Source organism: Litorilituus sediminis, assembly GCF_004295665.1.
In the GTDB taxonomy this organism is placed as follows: domain Bacteria; phylum Pseudomonadota; class Gammaproteobacteria; order Enterobacterales; family Alteromonadaceae; genus Colwellia; species Colwellia sediminis.
The window spans coordinates 1,062,790-1,081,165 of the sequence record NZ_CP034759.1; the positions used below are offsets into that span (position 1 = coordinate 1,062,790).

The window sequence follows — 18,376 nt, forward strand, 5'->3', positions numbered from 1 at the left end:
TGTGATACCTAATATCATAAATTTTAATTATCACATTCCACCATAAAACGTATTAACAAAGCCTTTTAATTTCTCGGCTAGCCTAGGTATTATTTTCTTTCGTTGTAATACGCTAGGTGGCTTTTCCATTGTCGCTACTATATCCTCACGCAGTGGCTCTTGATCACTAAAAATCATACGCTCAACAAGCTCTTTTACGTTTTCTGGAATCAAGTGTTCTTCTTCAGCCATTTTCAGAGTAGCTTTTTCTTTTTCAATCTCCCAATAAATAGAGAATGCATCATCAACCTCTTCTGCTGACTTAACATTTGGCAGGTTTTCCTTAATGAATTTATCGATTAGCTCTTGTTTACTGCGTAACGTGGGATCACCACCAACCACTTGCATCAGCGCTTTATATTGATACTGGTAATCTTCTTCGTTCTCAGCATCTTTGAGTTTGCTCAATAGCTGAAGAATGTAGGCAACATTGATAACGTCCATTGCCAATAGTTCTAGTTCGAAATCGACTTCTTCAAGAATTGACTCTTTCTCTTTGGCATTGTCTGTTTTTACCTTGTCGTGAAGATCAAGATACTTGCTCTTATAGTCCTCATACTCCTGCTCTGATGGCCTTACATCATCAAAGGTAAAATCGGCAAAAGTCGATAAGATATTCTTAAGCCTCATCAACTCTCTAAATGCTTTAACGAACTCTAGCTCTTGGTTTTCATCTTCTAAATCATTTACCGAGTCAGGGTCTGGAGCTATTGCCAATAAACTGCCAAACGCTTTGTTGAACAGCTTTAAGAAGTCCTCATAGGAAGGCATGATCACCGTATCTTTGGCATCCTTGTTAGAGAACAAGGCCAATGCATCGTCTGTGCGTTTTTTTAGGTTACGAAAACAAATTATATTTCCCTGAGACTTTTGCTCATTCAGAATACGGTTAGTGCGTGAATACGCCTGAATTAATCCATGATATTTGAGGTTTTTATCAACGTATAACGTGTTAAGCGTTTTACTATCAAAGCCGGTTAAGAACATATTCACAACCAGCAAGATATCTATTTTACGTTCTCGAACTTTTTTAGAGATATCGTTGTAATAGTTGTAAAACGACTCGCTATCTTTGGTGGTATAGCTACAACTGAACATTTCGTTGTAATCGGCAATAAACTGTTCAAGCTTATCTCGGCTATGACTATAAGCAGCTTGTGGCTCAGCCACTTCACCTAACACAACTTCGTCTAAACCATCGGCGTCTGGATCTTCTTCATTAGCGGCATAAGAGAATATCGTAGCGATTTTGAGGTTGTGTTTACCTTCAGCTTTTTTCTTCGCAAACAGCTCATAATATTTAATTAAGGCAGGTACGCTCGACACACAAAACATACCGGTAAATTCTTTACTATGAGTTTTGCGTTTATGCTGAGCAATGATGTAGTCAGTGATCTTTTCTAACCGAATGTCTGATTCCATCAACTCTTTAGTGTCTATGCCTTCAACTTCAATATCGACTTCATTGGCACTGTCTTTTTTCTTGTAGCGTCCAACATATTCAACATTGAACTTAAGAACATTCTCGTCCTTGATAGCATCAACAATTGTGTATTTGTGCAGCGCTTTATTGAACAAATCTGTTGTGGTGTATTTACGTGATGACTTAGAAACAGCGTTTTCAACAAAAATAGGCGTGCCGGTAAATCCAAACATTTGATGGTTATTAAAGAACTTGGTGATCTTCTGGTGGGTGTCACCAAACTGGCTACGGTGACACTCGTCAAAAATAAAGACAATGTTCTTATCTTGCACCGGCTCCATACGCTTTGAATAACGCTTATGACTAATGGCGTTATTGAGCTTTTGTATAGTAGTAACAATCAGCTTGGTATTACGCTTCTCATTTACTTTATCAGCAGGGATAGGCGCATCAGTAAACTGGTCAACTAATAATTTGGTATTGTCGGTACTGTCTACACAGCCTTTGGCAAAGCCGTTAAATTCCTTACTGGTTTGGTAATCTAAGTCTTTACGGTCAACAACAAACACTACTTTATGAATTTTGCTATCACCAGTTAACAGCTGTGCAGTTTTAAATGAAGTTAATGTTTTACCCGAGCCTGTGGTATGCCATATGTAGCCGTTTAACACTTCGGTTGATTGATTCTGAGCTAATAACGTTTCACGCTCTGCAACTCGTTCAATAATCGCTTCAGTAGCGTAAATTTGATACGGGCGCATCACCATTAGAATGCGGTCAGTTTCATTCAGCACCACATATTTAGTGATCATATCGGTAAGGTGCTGTGGCGTTAAAAACACTTCAGTAAACTTAGTTAAATCGGTATAACGCTCGTTGGTAACGTCAGCCCAGAAGAATGTCTGCTTAAAGCTCTGTTTGCGGTTGTTGGCGTAATATTTGGTATTTACGCCATTGGAAATAACAAATACTTGAACATACTGAAACAAGCCGTCTTCCGCCCAGTATGAATGTCGCTGATAACGATTTATTTGATTAAACGCTTCTTTAAGCTCTAGCCCTCTGCGCTTCAGCTCTATTTGAACTAGCGGTAGGCCATTAACCAATATGGTTACGTCATAACGGTTTTTATAATGGCCTTCTACGGTAACTTGCTGAGTTACCTGAAAGTGGTTTTTATTCTTTTCTGGATTGGGGTCGTCATCAAGAAAACGAACATAACCAACCGTGCCATCATCCTTGTTAATTTGTAGCCTATCACGCAGGGTTTTAGCTTTATCAAACACGTTACCTTTTGCTAAGGCATTACGAATTTGCTTAAGCTCATTATCACTGATGTCAAAGCCATTGAGCTTTGAAAGCTGTTTTTTAAGGTTAGCTCTAAGCGAATTAACATCGGTAATTATCGCTTTTTCAAAGTTGTCTTTAACAAGCTGTGCAACTAACTTATTTTCTAACTCTTGTTCTGATTGATAGGCCACATTAATTCCTTGTACTTCTATTCCCTAAACGAACATTTGCTGCAATAACCCTTTTTTCAAGGTTTCGGTATGTTCAATTTGCTCATTTATTGCTTGAAGTTTCTTATCTATAGATTCAATAAAGCCGACTATTTTTTGTTGCTCTTCTACCGATGGTATGGATACTTTGGTTTTTAACCAGCTTTGAGTCTTAAACAGAAGCTTTTCTATATGCACCCCGTCACTATTAATAAAATATGATCGTTTCATATACTTAGTTTGAGAGAATAAATTGAAAAACTTGATATCTAATAATGATGATACAGGTTCAAAAACATTGTACTCATTTGAGACTATAGCTCCCTCTAATTCGTCAGGAACAATACCACAAGCACCATGTACTATTTGTCGCTTGGATATTACAAACTGATTCTTTTTTAACTCAAACTGAGTTTTGACAAGAACTTCTTTCCCCTTGTAGATTCCTCTGCTATCAACACCACCATTTCGCCTTCTAACCGTGATTAATTCATAGTCTGATTCATCTTTCATTTTTAATGGGTTAAGAACTAAATTGAGAACATCCGACACCTTAAATTCTTGCCAAGAAGTAAAACTATCACCGTTCTCATCTTTAAAACGAATCTCTTGCTTAAATAGCTTTTGCATAACGCCTTCCTTATATTGAGAGAGCAAATTATGCTTTTCTTTAAGAAGACTGATTCTGTTATCAATAGTGAAAAGAAATGCTGCAATCTTTTTTTGTTCTTCTATTTCATTAGAAATAACTAAAGGGCAATTTAATACTTCTTCTTTCCTAAGATTCGTTTGACTTACACCTGAATCAAAACGTAAAAAGTACGTATTTCTATTTATTAAGTAATTTAAATATACTGGATAATCATTATATGGAGTTAAGCTGCAAATTCTTTGATTTAGCGTGTACTTATCATTTGCTTTAACCAAATATGTTTTAGCTAGAGCTTTGCCTTTTGGTACATCGCTCATCACCATGAGAATATCACCAGAAAAAACGGGACATATTTGTTCTTCTGAGTATTTTTTTACCTCTCCACCAGAAGATATAAATTTTGAATTTACAATCTCATACTTTCCAGTAGGTACAACAAATTGTTCGTGACCTTTGCCATTTTTAAAAGCGGTTACATCACCAAGTTTCTTTTGTATGTATGGTTTTGAGAACTGTTTGAACCTCAGTTTTGGCTTTAAGTTATCCATTCCTAATCCTTTATATTAAATGGAAACGATAAACTTAGTTCATCAAAATAATTTTTTAGCTCGTGATCTATTTTAGAAAGCTGCTTTTCATTTTGCATTAGTGAATTACTTAACAGATCTAAATCGACGTTACTCTCATCTTCAAAAATATCGACGTACCGTGGAATGTTGAGATTAAAGTCATTTTCTTCTGCTATTTCTTTTAATGAGGCAACAGATGAAAATTTTTGCGCTTTGTCCTGCTCTAGTCGTTCACGTTTATTTACGGCTTCTATAATTGCATCAATATCTTCCTCTCGTAAGAAGTTTTGATTGGTAGTCTTACCATAGTTCTGGCTAGCGTCTACAAATAAAATATTATCGCTTTGCTTACGATTCTTTTTAAGGATAAGCACGCAAGTCGGAATGCCCGCTCCATAAAAAATATTAGTTGGTAATCCAATTACAGCATCAATGTAATTTTTTTCTTTAATTAAATGTTTGCGAATATGAGCTTCAGCAGCACCACGGAATAACACACCATGAGGCAATACTACAGCCATAATACCATCATCATCTAGTTGATGAATCATGTGCTGAATAAAAGCGAAATCCGCTTTAGCTTTAGGTGCTAACTTTCCGTAATCTTGAAAGCGCTCATCGCTCAAAAAGCCAGTTGCTGCACTCCACTTAGCTGAAAATGGCGGGTTAGCAACCACTGCTTCAAAACGTTTTTCAACATGATGCGGTTGTTCTAATGTGTCGTCTTGTTGAATATCAAATTGACGATAATGCACACCGTGCAAGATCATATTCATGCGAGCTAGGTTATAGGTACTAGGGTTAGATTCTTGTCCGTAATAATTACCCACTTCTTTCACTTCTTTAGCTACTCGAAGTAATAATGAGCCTGAACCACAAGTTGGGTCATAAACGCTTTTCAGCTTGTCTTTGCCCATAGTTACGAGCTTGGCTAAAAGCTTTGATACCATTGGCGGGGTGTAGAACTCACCAGCTTTTTTACCAGCACCAGAGGCGAATTGACCAATTAGATATTCGTAGGCATCACCTAATACATCGATTTCAGTTTCGTGATGTAAAAAGTCGATATCATCTAAGTGAACAAGGATTTTCGAAATAAGCTCATTCTTAGCTTTTTCCGTTTTACCTAGCTTGTTTGACGTTAAATCTAAATCATCAAATAAACCATTAAAGTCATCTTCAGATGCAGTCCCCATAGTGCTTTGTTCAATATGGTTCAGAACTTCTGATAAAGCTTCTAAGATAAACTCACCGTTTTCACCTTTTTGAGCAAGTACATGGAAAAGCTCACTTGGCTTTAAGAAGTAACCTAAGTGGTCAATTGCTTCTTCTTGAATGGCTTCAAGGTACTCTTTGCCTTCATCAGTATTTTCATCAATGACATCAAACTTAATGCCGTCTTCCTTTAACAGCTCGTCAGCATATATATCCATACGCTCAGACAAATACTTGTAGAAGATAAACCCTAAAATATAATCACGAAATTCATCAGCACTCATGTTGCCACGTAAGGCATTGGCAATATTCCATAACTGTTTTTCGAGTGCTTTTTTGTGTTGTTCAACCATTAGGTTTTGTTCCTTTAAAATTCTAAACTACTGGGCTTGATAGCCAGGTGCAATTGCTAAATTCTCAGCACCGTATAATGTTTGTCTGTTTCGAAGCCACAATTGATACTCTCCACCTATAAGTGATGAGTCTTCAGTACAATCCACATTCCAACGCCTTAATAAATAACCGACTAAGGCAGCTCTAACAGTGATTTGTAACAGACCATTATCCATACCGTAATCTAGCTCAATTGCTTGTGGAAACTCTACATTTGTCGGATGTGGCACGAGGTGTAAATCCATTTTTCGCATCCACTGGTTATCTTCGATTTCTTTTTCAAACTCTTCAACGTCAGTATCAATCAATGTAACCTTAGATATACGCGTAATTACAAAATCACGAAATGAATTGGTGTTTCTATCAAATGCTCGTACATGCCAACGAAGGCCATTATCTACGATTGTGTGTGGAATAATTTCACGTGCTTTAGAACCTGATGATAAGGAGGTATAAATAATAGAAACAGCTTTCTTGTTTATGACTGCCTGAACCAGTTTTGCAACTATAGCTATGTCTGGCACATTGAGCTGCATTGGCGCATCAACAGGAAAAGAAACTTCTAAAACACTATCAAAGCCATCACTGATTTTATTTGCCAACTTAGCTAATGTTTTACGAGGTTCATACTCAAATAAAGGCTTAAATTTTTTATTTTGAATGTATGTTTTTGATGGGTTATCAAAGTCTGAGTTGCTTGGCGCAAGCTCTCTATACAAAGCAATATCACGCGTTGCATTTGCCATACCCATTTCAAATTTGGATGTTAGGTCAACTCTGGAAAAAGAGCCTTTAAACATCAGTAAGAAATCAATAAAAGCTAATCGTTGCTTTTGTGAAAAGCTAATATCTTTTAGTTTTTTATTGTCTATCAAGAGCAGGAGTCCATCTAGTTATGATTTTAACATATAATCATTTTGAGTAGGTTTAAATCATACTCATTTTCCTTTACTAGTCAACAATATATGTGTCTTAATTGTCAGGAAGGCAAAAGTTTAACAAACTTCTTTGTTTCAAAATGGCTACAGCAGCATAAATTTGCTTTATCTCCCCCCCCTGACACAGTTCTAAATTGGGAAAATAATTATTTCACTGGGAGTAAGCCCTTATTCTTGAACCCTTGCTATTTGGGCAAATATTCCCCCTCAATTACAGGAAAACATGGCTCTCCCCACAATTCCTCAGAGCTATCCATCATTATTGTTACAATGGATGGTACAAATTTACTCATAAAAGCAACGGCATCACGCATTTGGTCTCTATTAACTGCGCTGTTCCAGGTTGCACCACCATGCATTGTTTGATTACGTAATGTGTATAAACGAGAAAAGATCACTGAAAGGACGGCTGAAGTGTTTTTGTGACCTAGTGCTTTGTGTGCAAAGGCATTGGCTGTTTTAAAATCGCTTTGCCATTCTTGCTCTGATTTTTTACCGTTGTGAAAATCCCAAAATGGCTGAAAAACATATTGGTTACTAAGAAGTACTCTAATGCTACCAGTAAACTCTTTCCAAACTAAATCTGATAGTAGCTTTTCTTCATCCAGCTGGCATAGCCTATCAATAAAATTTCGAAAGGTTTCTTGTTCGGTAAATCGATGGTGGTCGTCTATTTCATTGGCATAAGCCGCATTAAAAGCAATCCATAGGAAGATAAATTGTGCGTCTAGATCACCTTCAGCTTGCTCTGCCCTATCAAGCCAGCTTAGCGATCGATGTACTCGTAAAGCCAAATTTTCAGAGTACTTTGTTCTTTCTGCACGCTGACGTTCTTTTAATAATTGATAGTTTAATTCCATTTTGGTGTCCTATTTAGTGAACAACTAACTATCTATTACTATTAAGAAAATTACCATTGATTTTGATCAATCAATTATCTAGTTCAAGGCTATATTGAGCAATTCGACGTTGCGCCAAAGAGCTTAGTCTATTAACGAATAATGATAAAAAGATGGCGGTGAGGGAGGGATTCGAACCCTCGAAGGCTTGCGCCTTACACACTTTCCAGGCGTGCTCCTTCGGCCACTCGGACACCTCACCGTTTAGAACTGTTGATATTTTAAGTGTTATCGTCACTTTAGTGATTGGCCGATAAGCACGCCATGCGTGTTATGTCAGCCTTGGCGACCACTTAGCCACCTCACCGTTTAGAACTGTTGATATTTTAAGTGTTATCGTCACTTTAGTGATTGGCCGATAAGCACGCCAAGCGCGTTATGTCAGCCTTGGCGGCCACTTAGCCACCTCACCGTTTTAGAACTGTTGATATTTTATAGTGTTACCATCACTTTAGTGATTGGCCGATAAGCACGCAAAGCATGTTATTTCAGCCTTGGCGGCCACTTAGCCACCTCACCGTTTTAGAACTGTTGATATTTTAAGTGTTATCGTCACTTTAGTGATTGGCCGATAAGCACGCCATGCGTGTTATGTCAGCCTTGGCGACCACTTAGCCACTTCACCATTTAAAACTGTTGATATTTTTAAGTGTTACCATCACACTTTAGTGATTGGCCGATAAGCACACTATGCGTGTTATGTCAGCCTTGGCGACCACTTAGCCACTTCACCATTTAAAACTGTTGATATTTTTAAGTGTTATCGTCACGGGCTTTCTATTCTAAGTTAAAAAGCTGCGCTATCTTAGGAAAATATCTAAAGTAACGCAAGGCAAATCCACTAAGCGCTAAACTAAGTGTTTACAATTCAGTCAATTAAGCCTGCACACTTACCTTTTTAAACTAGCTGAAAAGTCTAACATGCGATTAAGTGACTTTAATGCGCCGTCACGTAACGACATATCAACAAAGATCTCTCTGCCTGTAGGGTCTAACAAAGCATCTTCTATTTCTTTTAAACCGTTCATCGCCATCCAAGGACAATGAGCACAACTTCTACAGGTGGCTCCTTCACCGGCTGTTGGCGCTTCAAAGAATTCTTTATCAGGGCAAAGCTGCTGCATCTTATAGAAAATACCACGGTCAGTTGCGACAATAAATTTCTTGTTTGGTAGCTCCTGCGCCGCTTTTATTAGCTGGCTAGTCGAGCCTACAGCGTCGGCCAACTCTACAATTTCCATCGGTGATTCAGGGTGCACTAATACAGCTGCATCAGGGTGAAGCGATTTCATATCCAGTAATGCTTTCGTTTTAAACTCATCATGAACTATACAAGCGCCCTGCCACATCAACATATCTGCGCCTGTTTTATTCTTAATATAGTTACCTAAGTGACGATCTGGTCCCCATAAGATTTTCTCACCTTGCTCATCTAAGTGCTCAACAATTTCAAGCGCACAAGATGAAGTAACAATCCAGTCAGCGCGTGCTTTAACCGCTGTTGAGGTATTAGCATACACAACGACAGTATGATCTGGATGCTGATCACAAAAAGCTGAAAACTCTTCAATTGGGCAACCTAAATCTAAAGAGCACGTTGCTTCAAGCGTTGGCATAATGACTGTTTTTTCAGGCGTTAATACCTTAGCGGTATCGCCCATAAACTTAACACCAGCCACAATAAGTGTTTCTGCTGGGTGTTGATTACCAAAGCGTGCCATTTCTAATGAGTCAGCCACACAGCCGCCAGTTTCTTCAGCTAATGCTTGAATTTCTGGGTCGGTGTAATAATGGGCAACTAAAACCGCATTCTTTTCAATAAGAAGCTTTTTAATTCTGTCTTTATATTGCTGTTTTTCATCGCTAGTTAATGGCTTTGGCTTAGCTGGAAATTGAAAATCAAACTCGACTGCAATATTGCTTTGACTCATGAATACTCTCAAATTAGGACACTTAAAACGCGCGTAATTATACGGGAAAGCCAGCTGAATGTGTACTATAGATTTAACAGCCTACAGCACAAACAACTAAGCAGAGCCAATAGAAATATCCGTTAATACTCAATTATGAAACCGCAAAGCGCTAAAGTGTTCAACAAGATGAATTAAAGAGTAGTAAATCGTGAAAGTTTTAGACTTCGAATTACAAAGAGTTTAAAGGTATTTGAAGAAGAAGATTAAAGAGTGGTCGGTGGTGAAAGATTTTGAACCTTCGACTTAGTTTACTAAGAGCGGTTAAAAGCCTTGGCTTTTATTGTGCATTCAAAAAAAGAAATTAAGAGTGGTCGGTCGTGAAATATTTGAATCTTCGACTTAGTTGATTAAGAGCGGTTAAAAGCCTTGGCTTTAATACTATATTCAAAAAAGGAAATCAAAGAGTGGTCGGTCGTGAAGGATTTGAACCTTCGACAAATTGGTTAAAAGCCAACTGCTCTACCAACTGAGCTAACGACCGATGATAGATAACTTGTTTAGAGTGATTAAAGTGGTTTACTTAAACACTTTACTTTCGATATAAGAAAGTGGTCATTAATGAAAGAATGAACCTTCGACCTAATTTATAAAGAGTGGTTAAAAGCCTTGGCTTTTTCTCTTAAAATAAACTTTCTAAAGAAAGTGGTCGGTCGTGAAGGATTTGAACCTTCGACAAATTGGTTAAAAGCCAACTGCTCTACCAACTGAGCTAACGACCGATGATAGACATTTGTTTAGAGTGATTAAAGTAGTTTACTTAAGCACTTTATTTTCAGCATTAAAAAGTGGTCGGTCGTGAAGGATTTGAACCTTCGACAAATTGGTTAAAAGCCAACTGCTCTACCAACTGAGCTAACGACCGATAACTATTAATGCTAGTACAATTTTCGAAACACTCCTACTTAATAGTAAGAAGAGTGGTCGGTCGTGAAGGATTTGAACCTTCGACAAATTGGTTAAAAGCCAACTGCTCTACCAACTGAGCTAACGACCGATAATCATACTTCGTTGGGCTAGTGCCTCAACGCGCCGCATATGATACTTATAAATTTTTTAAGTGCAACAATAAATTTCGTTTTTTTTAATATTATTAATTGTTCGGCGAAAAACACAGCAATACGCTAGTTTTATCGCCAACAATTTCTAATCTTTACCTATTTCAGCAATGCATCTAAACGAGGTTTCGCTAATTTTGCCGAAGTTGAATCAGGGTATGCTTTAATCAACTCACGATATAAATTAATCGCTTTATTGTTGTTATTTTGTTTTTGAGCAACCATAGCTAATTTTAACATAGCATCAGGTCTTTTCGCTGAATCTGAAAAACGCTCAACAACAGTACGAAACTCTTGCTCAGCTTCAACAAGCTCGCCTTTATTAAATAATAGCTGCCCTAACCAATAATGAGCATTAGGCGCATAGGTTGATTGCGGAAAGCTCTTATTAAAAGCGCGAAACTCAGGAATAGCTTGCTCGTAGCGCTTATCCTTTAAAACAAGGTTTAAGGCACGATCATAGGCTTCATTTTCCGTTAAGTTATTGCTATAGCTCGTTGATGGTGTTGAAAGGCTCGCATTATTTGCAGCCAAAGAGCTAGGCACTTGATTAGCAGGCTTTAAGGCTTCTGTTACTCGTCTATCCAGTTCTTGATACAACTCACGCTGACGCTCAAGTACTTGACTAAGCTGGTGTGTATGAAGCTCAGTCACGCCACGAAGTTCATTCATTTCGGTTTGTAACTGATCAAGTTGACGCTGGATTTTTACCTGCGCTCGATTTCGAGCATCAAGTTTTCTTTCCAATGTCGTAAGTTGCTCGCTAAGCGAACTAGAACTTAAACCGGTTGAGTTAACATCAACCACTGGCGCTTGAGCAACTGCCAATGCGCTATAGGCACTGGCAGACATTACAAGACCAAATAAAACTTTATTTAGTTTCATTTATTTACCTGATTTTATTGAGCTAGGCTTAGTATACTAATACAGCACGACGGTTTTTAGCAAAAGCACTCTCTGTGCGATCCATTACCATTGGCTTTTCTTCACCGTAGCTAACAACAGATAGCTGACTTGAGTCAACACCCATGTTTTCTAAGTAAGTTACCACAGCTTTGGCACGACGCTCACCTAAAGCAATGTTGTACTCTGGCGTACCGCGCTCATCAGCATGGCCTTCAACAAGTACTTTAACGTCTGAGTTAGCATTTAAAAACTTAGCGTGTGCATCAAGAATTGCCGCATACTCATCGCTTACACTTGATACGTCGAAACCAAAGTAAACAATATGCTCAGAACGTAGTTTAGCTAATTGCTGACGCTTTTGCTCTTGAATTTCAGCTTCACGTTTTGCTGCAGCTACTTGCACGCTATCTTCAGCATTTTGTGTCACTTGAGCATTAGTATCTACTTGACTTTGCTCATCTGTTTCTGAGTTTGAGCTACAAGCTGTTAAAGCTAATAAAGGTAAAGCAACTGCTAAGCTTTTTACTGTTTTGTTTAAGCGCATTTTATTATCCTTTGTTCTAAAAAATAGTAAGTTAAGTGTTCAAATTAATTTGTTATTAATTCTAATGTTTATAAAAATGGTGACCAAGCAGGTGCTTTTACTTGGCCATCAAGTGCTGGTAATCTCGCTTTAAAGCGTCCATCTACTGACACTAAGCCCAACACCTGTCTGTTATTATGCAAGGTGCTGTATATGATCATACCACCGTTAGGCGAAACACTTGGCGATTCATCTAGACGCGTTTTAGTTAACACTTGGAATAATCCCGAGTCAAACTCTTGCTTTGCTAAACGATATTGACCATTGGTTCTATTAACCATAATCAGCTGCTTGCCATCAGGTGTAACAGAGCCACCTAAGTTCATTTCTCCATCAAACGTTAAACGTCTAATTTTTCCATCGACTAAATTTACGCGATAAAGCTGAGGTTTACCACCCCGTTCTGAGCTAAATACTAATGATTTTCCATCAGGAGTCCAACTTGGCTCAGTATCAATAGCTCTGTTTCGGGTAATTCGACGTAATTTTTTAGTCGTTAAATTCATTACATATATATCTGGATTGCCATCTTTTGATAGCACCATAGCTATGCTATTACCATCTGGTGAAAAGCGCGGCGCACTATTAATCCCGTTAAATGAACTAACTAACTGACGCTGACCAGTATAAATATCTATGGTATGGATTTGCGCTTGGCGATTCTCAAATGATACATAAGTTAATTGTTCACCATTTGGATGCCATGACGGTGACATTAATGGTTCTTTAGAACTTAACAAGACATGCTCATTAAAACCATCATAATCAGCAAAAGCCAGTTGATAAGGATACTTTCCTTGATCGCGAACAATAACGTAAGCAATTTTGGTTAAAAACGCACCTTTACTGCCAGTAAGTTTTTCATAAACAACATTGCTTATGCTATGGGCATAACGGCGAAACTGCTCACTTCCGATTTCTGCTTGACTCTGAGCCAAAATATGATCTTGTGTTTGTACTAAGTCACCATTACTTAGCATATTGGTTTGACCGCCAGTGATCTGGCCTCGAATAACATCAACTAACTGATAACTTACCTGATAACGGCCTATTGATACTTCAGTAATTTTACCAATAACAACCGCTTCAATGCCTTCACTTGCCCAAGCACTGTAATCTACTTCTTCTGCAGATGTTGGCATTTGTGGGAATCTATCATACGCAACTGGGCTAAACTTACCGCTACGCAGTAAATCATCGCTGACTATTTTTGAAATTCGCTCTGGCACAGCATTACTACCCGTCCACTGAAATGGCACCACAGCAATAGGTCTTGCACTATCAATACCACCGGTAATCACTATTTCTAACGTAGCTAAAGCTCTCGTAGAGGTTAGTGATAACACCATGCCAATAACAACTGTTAATAATAATTTAAGTTTCATTGCTCTTTTCTATCTTCGTTTATTGTCAATCATTCACCAACATAAGTAGCATTTATGTTAGGAAAAATAATGAGTTAAAATTCTGGTACTACAGTAACCGCTATCTTGCGCATTTCTTTAAATACCTCAGGGTCTTTCGATACAGGTAAAGTGCCCGCTTTATAAATGGCGGTTTTTGCCGCCTCACACACAACTCTATCACCTTGGCCTACCTGAACCTGAGTAACAAAACCTGATGGCGCTAAACTAATGGTTAGCTTACAAGTTTTACCCGCCATAGTACTACGATCTTTGATCATATTACGGTTAATTGTTTGTGTTATCAAAGCAGAAAAACGATCAATTTCAGATAGCATTTGCTGACGTCGTGCTTGATTTCGACTAGCCATTTCTGCTGCCATTTGCTCCGCTATCAAAGCCTCTTGCTGTGCGCGCTCTTTAGCTTCACGCTCTTTGCGCTTTTTCTCTTCTAGCTCTTTTTTACGCTTAGCTTCTGCTTCAGCTTTTTTCTTTTTACGCAATTCTTCAGCCTTCTTAGCAGCTTGTTCTTCTTTAATACGCTTTGAACGTGCTGCTGCGGCGGCTTCATCGGCCTTTTGTTTTTCTTGTTCTTTTTGCTTGCGTAATTTCTCTGCTTTTGCCGCTTTCGCTTTCGCAGCTTTCGCGGCATTATCAGCTTTTATTTTTTCCTGCTCTTTTTTCTTGCGCTGCTGCTCTAGCTTTTTAATACGTGCTTCTTCTTTGGCACGGCGCTGTTTCGCCTCAGCCGCGCGACGCTCAATATTCTCTAATCGACGCTTTTCTGCTGCACGGGCATCAGCTTTCTCTTTTTTCAGCTTGTTAACCACTTTATCAAGCTGAGATTTATCAATTGCCACCGCTTCGATGGGTTTAGCTTGTTGCGCAGATGGCGTTGGTAAAGGCTTTGGCATGGTTGAAAAATCGCCGCTTAATAGCACGGCAAGTAACACCACATGTAGACCAATACTCAGCCATAAAGCTTTCATATAAGGCGTGCTAAGGAACTTCTGACTCACCTTATTCCTCCACTGAGTCTGTCATTAAACCAACGGATGGTACGCCTGCTTGCTTTTGCAATATGACCATAAGTTGAACTACAGCATCGTATGAGACAGCACCATCACCATTAACCACTACCGGTGTATCAGGATCAAGCTTAAGGTGAGCGGCTACCATAGTTGCTACATCCTCTAATGACATAGGCTCTTTATCATCAGCACCAACGGTTAAATAATAACGGCCTTGGGCATCAACCGAGGCAACTAAAGGTGTTTTACTGTCTTCATCCAGTGGCTCAGCATCCGCTTGTGGTAAATCTACTTTCACCCCTTGCGTGATAAGTGGCGCGGTTACCATAAAGATAATCAACAATACCAACATTACGTCAATGTATGGCACAACGTTAATTTCAGCTACCTTACGGCGTCGTACTCTTTGATACATGCTAACCCCTTATGCTAATGGCTCAGCAGCTGTTTGACGCTGTAAAATACTTGAGAATTCTTCCATAAAGTTACCGTAACTATTTTCTAGTTTCTCTACTTTATGACTAAAACGGTTATAGGCCATAACCGCAGGAATCGCAGCAAATAAGCCCATAGCTGTTGCAATAAGTGCTTCTGCAATACCCGGCGCTACCATAGCAAGGGTGGCTTGTTTTACCGCACCTAGGGCGATAAAGGAATTCATAATTCCCCAAACCGTACCAAATAAACCAATATAAGGGCTAATTGAACCAACCGTTGCCATAAAAGGTAAATGGGTTTCTAAGCTATCGACTTCTCTAGATAAAGCGACACGCATTGCTCGGTGCGTACCATCAACAATAATCTGCGGGTTACTGATATTGCTTTTACGTAAACGGGCATACTCTTTAAAACCTGAAACAAATAAACTTTCAATCCCTTGAATTTGCTTTTTAGCTGAAATTTCTGAGTATAATTTGCTTAAGTCAGCACCGCTCCAAAACTTATCTTCAAACGCCTTTAATTGCTGTGTTGCCGAAGTTAATACCTTGCGACGTTGAAAAATCATTGCCCAGCAAACAATGGAGAAAATCAACAAGGTCAACATCACTAACTGAACTAAAATACTGGCTTCTAAAAATAAATGGACGAATGAGATCTCAGCTTGCACTTTCAAAGGCTCCTAAAATAGACTGGGGAATGGCACAGGGTTTATGTTTATTAAAATCGACACAGGCTATTGTGACGCTTGCTCGCGCTAATAACTGCTGTGATTGATTTTTAATTTCTTGTTGAAAAACTAAGCTAGCACGTTTGAGTGTGGCAATAGTCGATGTTACTTCAAGTAAATCATCAAGTTTCGCCGAAGCTAGGTTATCCATTTCAACTTTTCTGACCACAAAACCAAGATTTTGTTCTAAAAAAAACGCTTGGTGAATGCCTAACTCACGTAACCATTCGGTTCTGCCACGCTCAAAAAACTTTAAATAGTTCGCATAATAAACGATACCGCCTGCGTCGGTATCTTCATAATAAACTCTTATAGGAAAGTTATGACTTGGGCTTAGCATTAGCAATGGTGATAATTTCGTGAGCTTTTTTTATTGCTTCATATAGTAATAGATAATGCTGCAAGCAAACAAGGCGGAGTACATAATAAATTACAAATTTTTGCAATAAAATCAGTTTAACGGCGTCTATTTTAATTTTTTGCCAAAGAAAAGGCGCCAAAAGGCGCCTTTCACTGAGTATTTTTTATCAACTGTCTTAATTATGACGTTGACTGCGATCTTTGCGAGGTGGACACTGACTTTGAATCGGCGCATCTGAAGCAGAAATAGCTAACGGCTGACGACGAACTCGAACACCTTTTAAACGCTTAAATGAGTCGGTAGGCATACCTTTAGGTAACTGCACGAAGCTGTGTTTTTCATGCAAGTTAATTTGACCGATATAACTACTGTCTAGTGAAATTTCATTAGCAATAGCGCCAACAATATCGCCTGGACGAGCACCGTGATCTTTACCTACTTCTAAGCGATATGTTTGCCAATCAACATCATTGCGTACCGCTTTTGGCTTACGCGGTCTATCATTACCACGGCCTTCACCACGATTACCACGACCTTCGCCACGAGCATCACGACGATTATCTCTTCTACCATCGCGATTACCGCGCTCGTTACGATCACGAGATTCTCTGCGCGGCTTAGGATCTTCTTTTGGCTGTAATGGTTGCTTCAATTGCTTTTGATACAATAAGGCAGCAGCCAAATCTAACATAGATAATTCAGACTCTTCTGCCATTTTCTCGATAATTTCGCGCATGCTTGCAATATCTTTCTCTTGCGCAATAGTCGCGATTTCATTACGAGTGCGTTCAATACGTGTTTTACCTATCTCTTGAATGCTAGGCAATTCATACATTTCAACCTTACCAGAGGTTAAACGCTCGTAGTGACGCAATGAATACATTTCTCTTGGGCGAACAAATGAGATTGATGTACCTTCACGACCCGCACGACCTGTACGGCCAATACGGTGAACATAAGCTTCGTTGTCACCAGGTAAGTCGTAGTTGATAACCAAAGAAATACGTGGGATATCTAAACCACGAGCAACAACATCAGTTGCCACTAAAATTGACGATTTACCCGACTTCATTTGCTCAATACAACGTTCACGTTGCGCTTGGTTCATATCACCATTTAACGCCATTGCCGGATAACCGGCACGCTCTAATTTCTCGGCAACATCTACGGTATCGTTACGTGTGCGAACAAAAATAATCATGGCATCGTAATCAACCACTTCAGCAATACGCTCTAATGCGGTCATTTTATTGATACCGCTTACTTTCCATGCAAACTGATTGATATTCGCTTTGGCTTTTTTAACTGCCGCAATTTTAATATGCTCAGGATCTTTTAAGAAACGATTAGCAATTTTGCGAATTGCTGGTGGCATAGTGGCTGAGAATAATGCCATTTGTGTTGTTTCTGGTAAGTGATCTAGAATCCACTGAATATCTTCTAAAAAGCCCATGTTAAGCATTTCATCAGCTTCATCAAGTACACAAAAGCTTAAGCTATCTAGTTTTAAGCTCTTACGACGTAAGTGATCCATTAAACGCCCTGGCGTACCAACAACGACTTGTGCACCACGTTCTAACTGTTGAAATTGTGGACCGTAAGATTGACCACCATAGAGTGTAGCAACGCGAAGCCCTTTAATGTTTTTACCAAAAGATTCAATTGCTTCTGATACTTGCATAGCAAGTTCACGCGTTGGTGCTAACACCATTAATTGTGGTTTGCGAATTGAGGTATCAATTTGCGCTAATGCTGGCAAACCAAAAGCAGCAGTTTTACCTGTACCGGTTTGAGCTTCACCTAATACGTCTTTACCCGCTAATAATGGCGGAATAGTTTGAGATTGAATAGCAGTTGCCGACGTAAAGCCAATTGCTGTTAATGCAGATAATAAGTTTTCAGGCAAGCCTAAAGTGTCAAAGCCAATAGTGGCATTGTTTTGATCAGTCATATAATTTTATCTTCTCTGGGCAGGCTGCTTATTGCACTGTGTGCGAAAGAAAAATAAAGACAAAACATCCCCAGCACCAAACAAAGTAAGGTGCGGTAAACCAGTCTTCAAATTTTTGCTAAGTCTTAACCTGCGTACATATACGAGGAAACCACCAGGGAGACTTAAAGCGCATAACGTAAACTAACGTTATATTTATTGCTAACGCTGACTTGGTTAGCTTGGTAAGTCTATAGGGCGGTATAACCCTCACTCATTTTTATTTGTTTATTATCGCAATAATAAACATCAATAAGCTCTTATCGAGCCATGTTGATT

General features: G+C 38.9%; 14 protein-coding genes and 5 tRNA genes. All 19 read right to left on the reverse strand.

Features of this window, described 5'->3' with window-relative positions; translation table 11 throughout:
* Positions 1–30 precede the first annotated feature (30 nt).
* Positions 31–2,943, reverse strand: a complete 2,913-nt coding sequence (locus tag EMK97_RS04795) for a type I restriction endonuclease subunit R (protein ID WP_130599924.1) — start codon at positions 2,941–2,943, stop codon at positions 31–33.
* A gap of 24 nt (positions 2,944–2,967) precedes the next feature.
* Positions 2,968–4,161, reverse strand: a complete 1,194-nt coding sequence (locus EMK97_RS04800; protein WP_130599926.1) for a restriction endonuclease subunit S — start codon at positions 4,159–4,161, stop codon at positions 2,968–2,970.
* 2 nt (positions 4,162–4,163) lie between these two features.
* Entirely contained in the window at positions 4,164–5,750 is a 1,587-nt protein-coding gene (locus EMK97_RS04805) for a type I restriction-modification system subunit M (protein WP_130599928.1), read from the reverse strand.
* 27 nt (positions 5,751–5,777) lie between these two features.
* Positions 5,778–6,590, reverse strand: a complete 813-nt coding sequence (locus EMK97_RS04810; RefSeq protein WP_130604375.1) for a WYL domain-containing protein — start codon at positions 6,588–6,590, stop codon at positions 5,778–5,780.
* A gap of 323 nt (positions 6,591–6,913) precedes the next feature.
* Positions 6,914–7,588, reverse strand: a complete 675-nt coding sequence (locus EMK97_RS04815) for a HEPN domain-containing protein (protein WP_130599930.1) — start codon at positions 7,586–7,588, stop codon at positions 6,914–6,916.
* Between the two features lie 153 nt (positions 7,589–7,741).
* Positions 7,742–7,829 (reverse strand) — tRNA-Ser (locus EMK97_RS04820).
* Positions 7,830–8,517: 688 nt separating this feature from the next.
* The gene (gene nadA, locus EMK97_RS04825; protein WP_130599932.1) at positions 8,518–9,558 is read right to left on the reverse strand and encodes a quinolinate synthase NadA; all 1,041 of its coding nucleotides are present in this window, start codon (positions 9,556–9,558) and stop codon (positions 8,518–8,520) included.
* Between the two features lie 447 nt (positions 9,559–10,005).
* Positions 10,006–10,081, reverse strand: a tRNA-Lys gene (locus EMK97_RS04830).
* 162 nt (positions 10,082–10,243) lie between these two features.
* Positions 10,244–10,319, reverse strand: a tRNA-Lys gene (locus tag EMK97_RS04835).
* A gap of 67 nt (positions 10,320–10,386) precedes the next feature.
* A tRNA-Lys gene (locus EMK97_RS04840) sits at positions 10,387–10,462 on the reverse strand.
* Positions 10,463–10,518: 56 nt separating this feature from the next.
* Positions 10,519–10,594, reverse strand: a tRNA-Lys gene (locus EMK97_RS04845).
* 160 nt (positions 10,595–10,754) lie between these two features.
* On the reverse strand, positions 10,755–11,540 hold the full coding sequence (ybgF, locus tag EMK97_RS04850; protein WP_130599934.1) for a tol-pal system protein YbgF: 786 nt from the start codon (positions 11,538–11,540) through the stop codon (positions 10,755–10,757).
* Positions 11,541–11,568: 28 nt separating this feature from the next.
* Entirely contained in the window at positions 11,569–12,105 is a 537-nt protein-coding gene (gene pal / locus EMK97_RS04855; RefSeq protein WP_130599936.1) for a peptidoglycan-associated lipoprotein Pal, read from the reverse strand.
* Between the two features lie 68 nt (positions 12,106–12,173).
* Entirely contained in the window at positions 12,174–13,493 is a 1,320-nt protein-coding gene (gene tolB, locus EMK97_RS04860; RefSeq protein ID WP_425462188.1) for a Tol-Pal system beta propeller repeat protein TolB, read from the reverse strand.
* 110 nt (positions 13,494–13,603) lie between these two features.
* On the reverse strand, positions 13,604–14,566 hold the full coding sequence (tolA, locus tag EMK97_RS04865) for a cell envelope integrity protein TolA (RefSeq protein WP_246028886.1): 963 nt from the start codon (positions 14,564–14,566) through the stop codon (positions 13,604–13,606).
* A gap of 1 nt (position 14,567) precedes the next feature.
* Complete coding sequence (tolR, locus tag EMK97_RS04870; RefSeq protein ID WP_130599940.1) at positions 14,568–14,993, reverse strand: protein TolR; 426 nt, start codon at positions 14,991–14,993, stop codon at positions 14,568–14,570.
* A 9-nt stretch (positions 14,994–15,002) separates the two neighbouring features.
* Positions 15,003–15,686: a protein TolQ gene (tolQ, locus tag EMK97_RS04875; RefSeq protein WP_130599942.1), complete on the reverse strand. Its 684-nt coding sequence runs from the start codon at positions 15,684–15,686 to the stop codon at positions 15,003–15,005.
* A complete protein-coding gene (gene ybgC / locus EMK97_RS04880; protein WP_130599944.1) occupies positions 15,676–16,086 on the reverse strand; it encodes a tol-pal system-associated acyl-CoA thioesterase in 411 nt (136 codons plus the stop codon). Before ybgC ends, tolQ begins: the two co-directional genes overlap by 11 nt.
* Positions 16,087–16,282: 196 nt before the next feature.
* Positions 16,283–18,058 (reverse strand): DEAD/DEAH box helicase, encoded by a 1,776-nt coding sequence (locus tag EMK97_RS04885; RefSeq protein WP_130599946.1) that lies wholly within the window; start codon positions 18,056–18,058, stop codon positions 16,283–16,285.
* Positions 18,059–18,376: the final 318 nt, after the last annotated feature.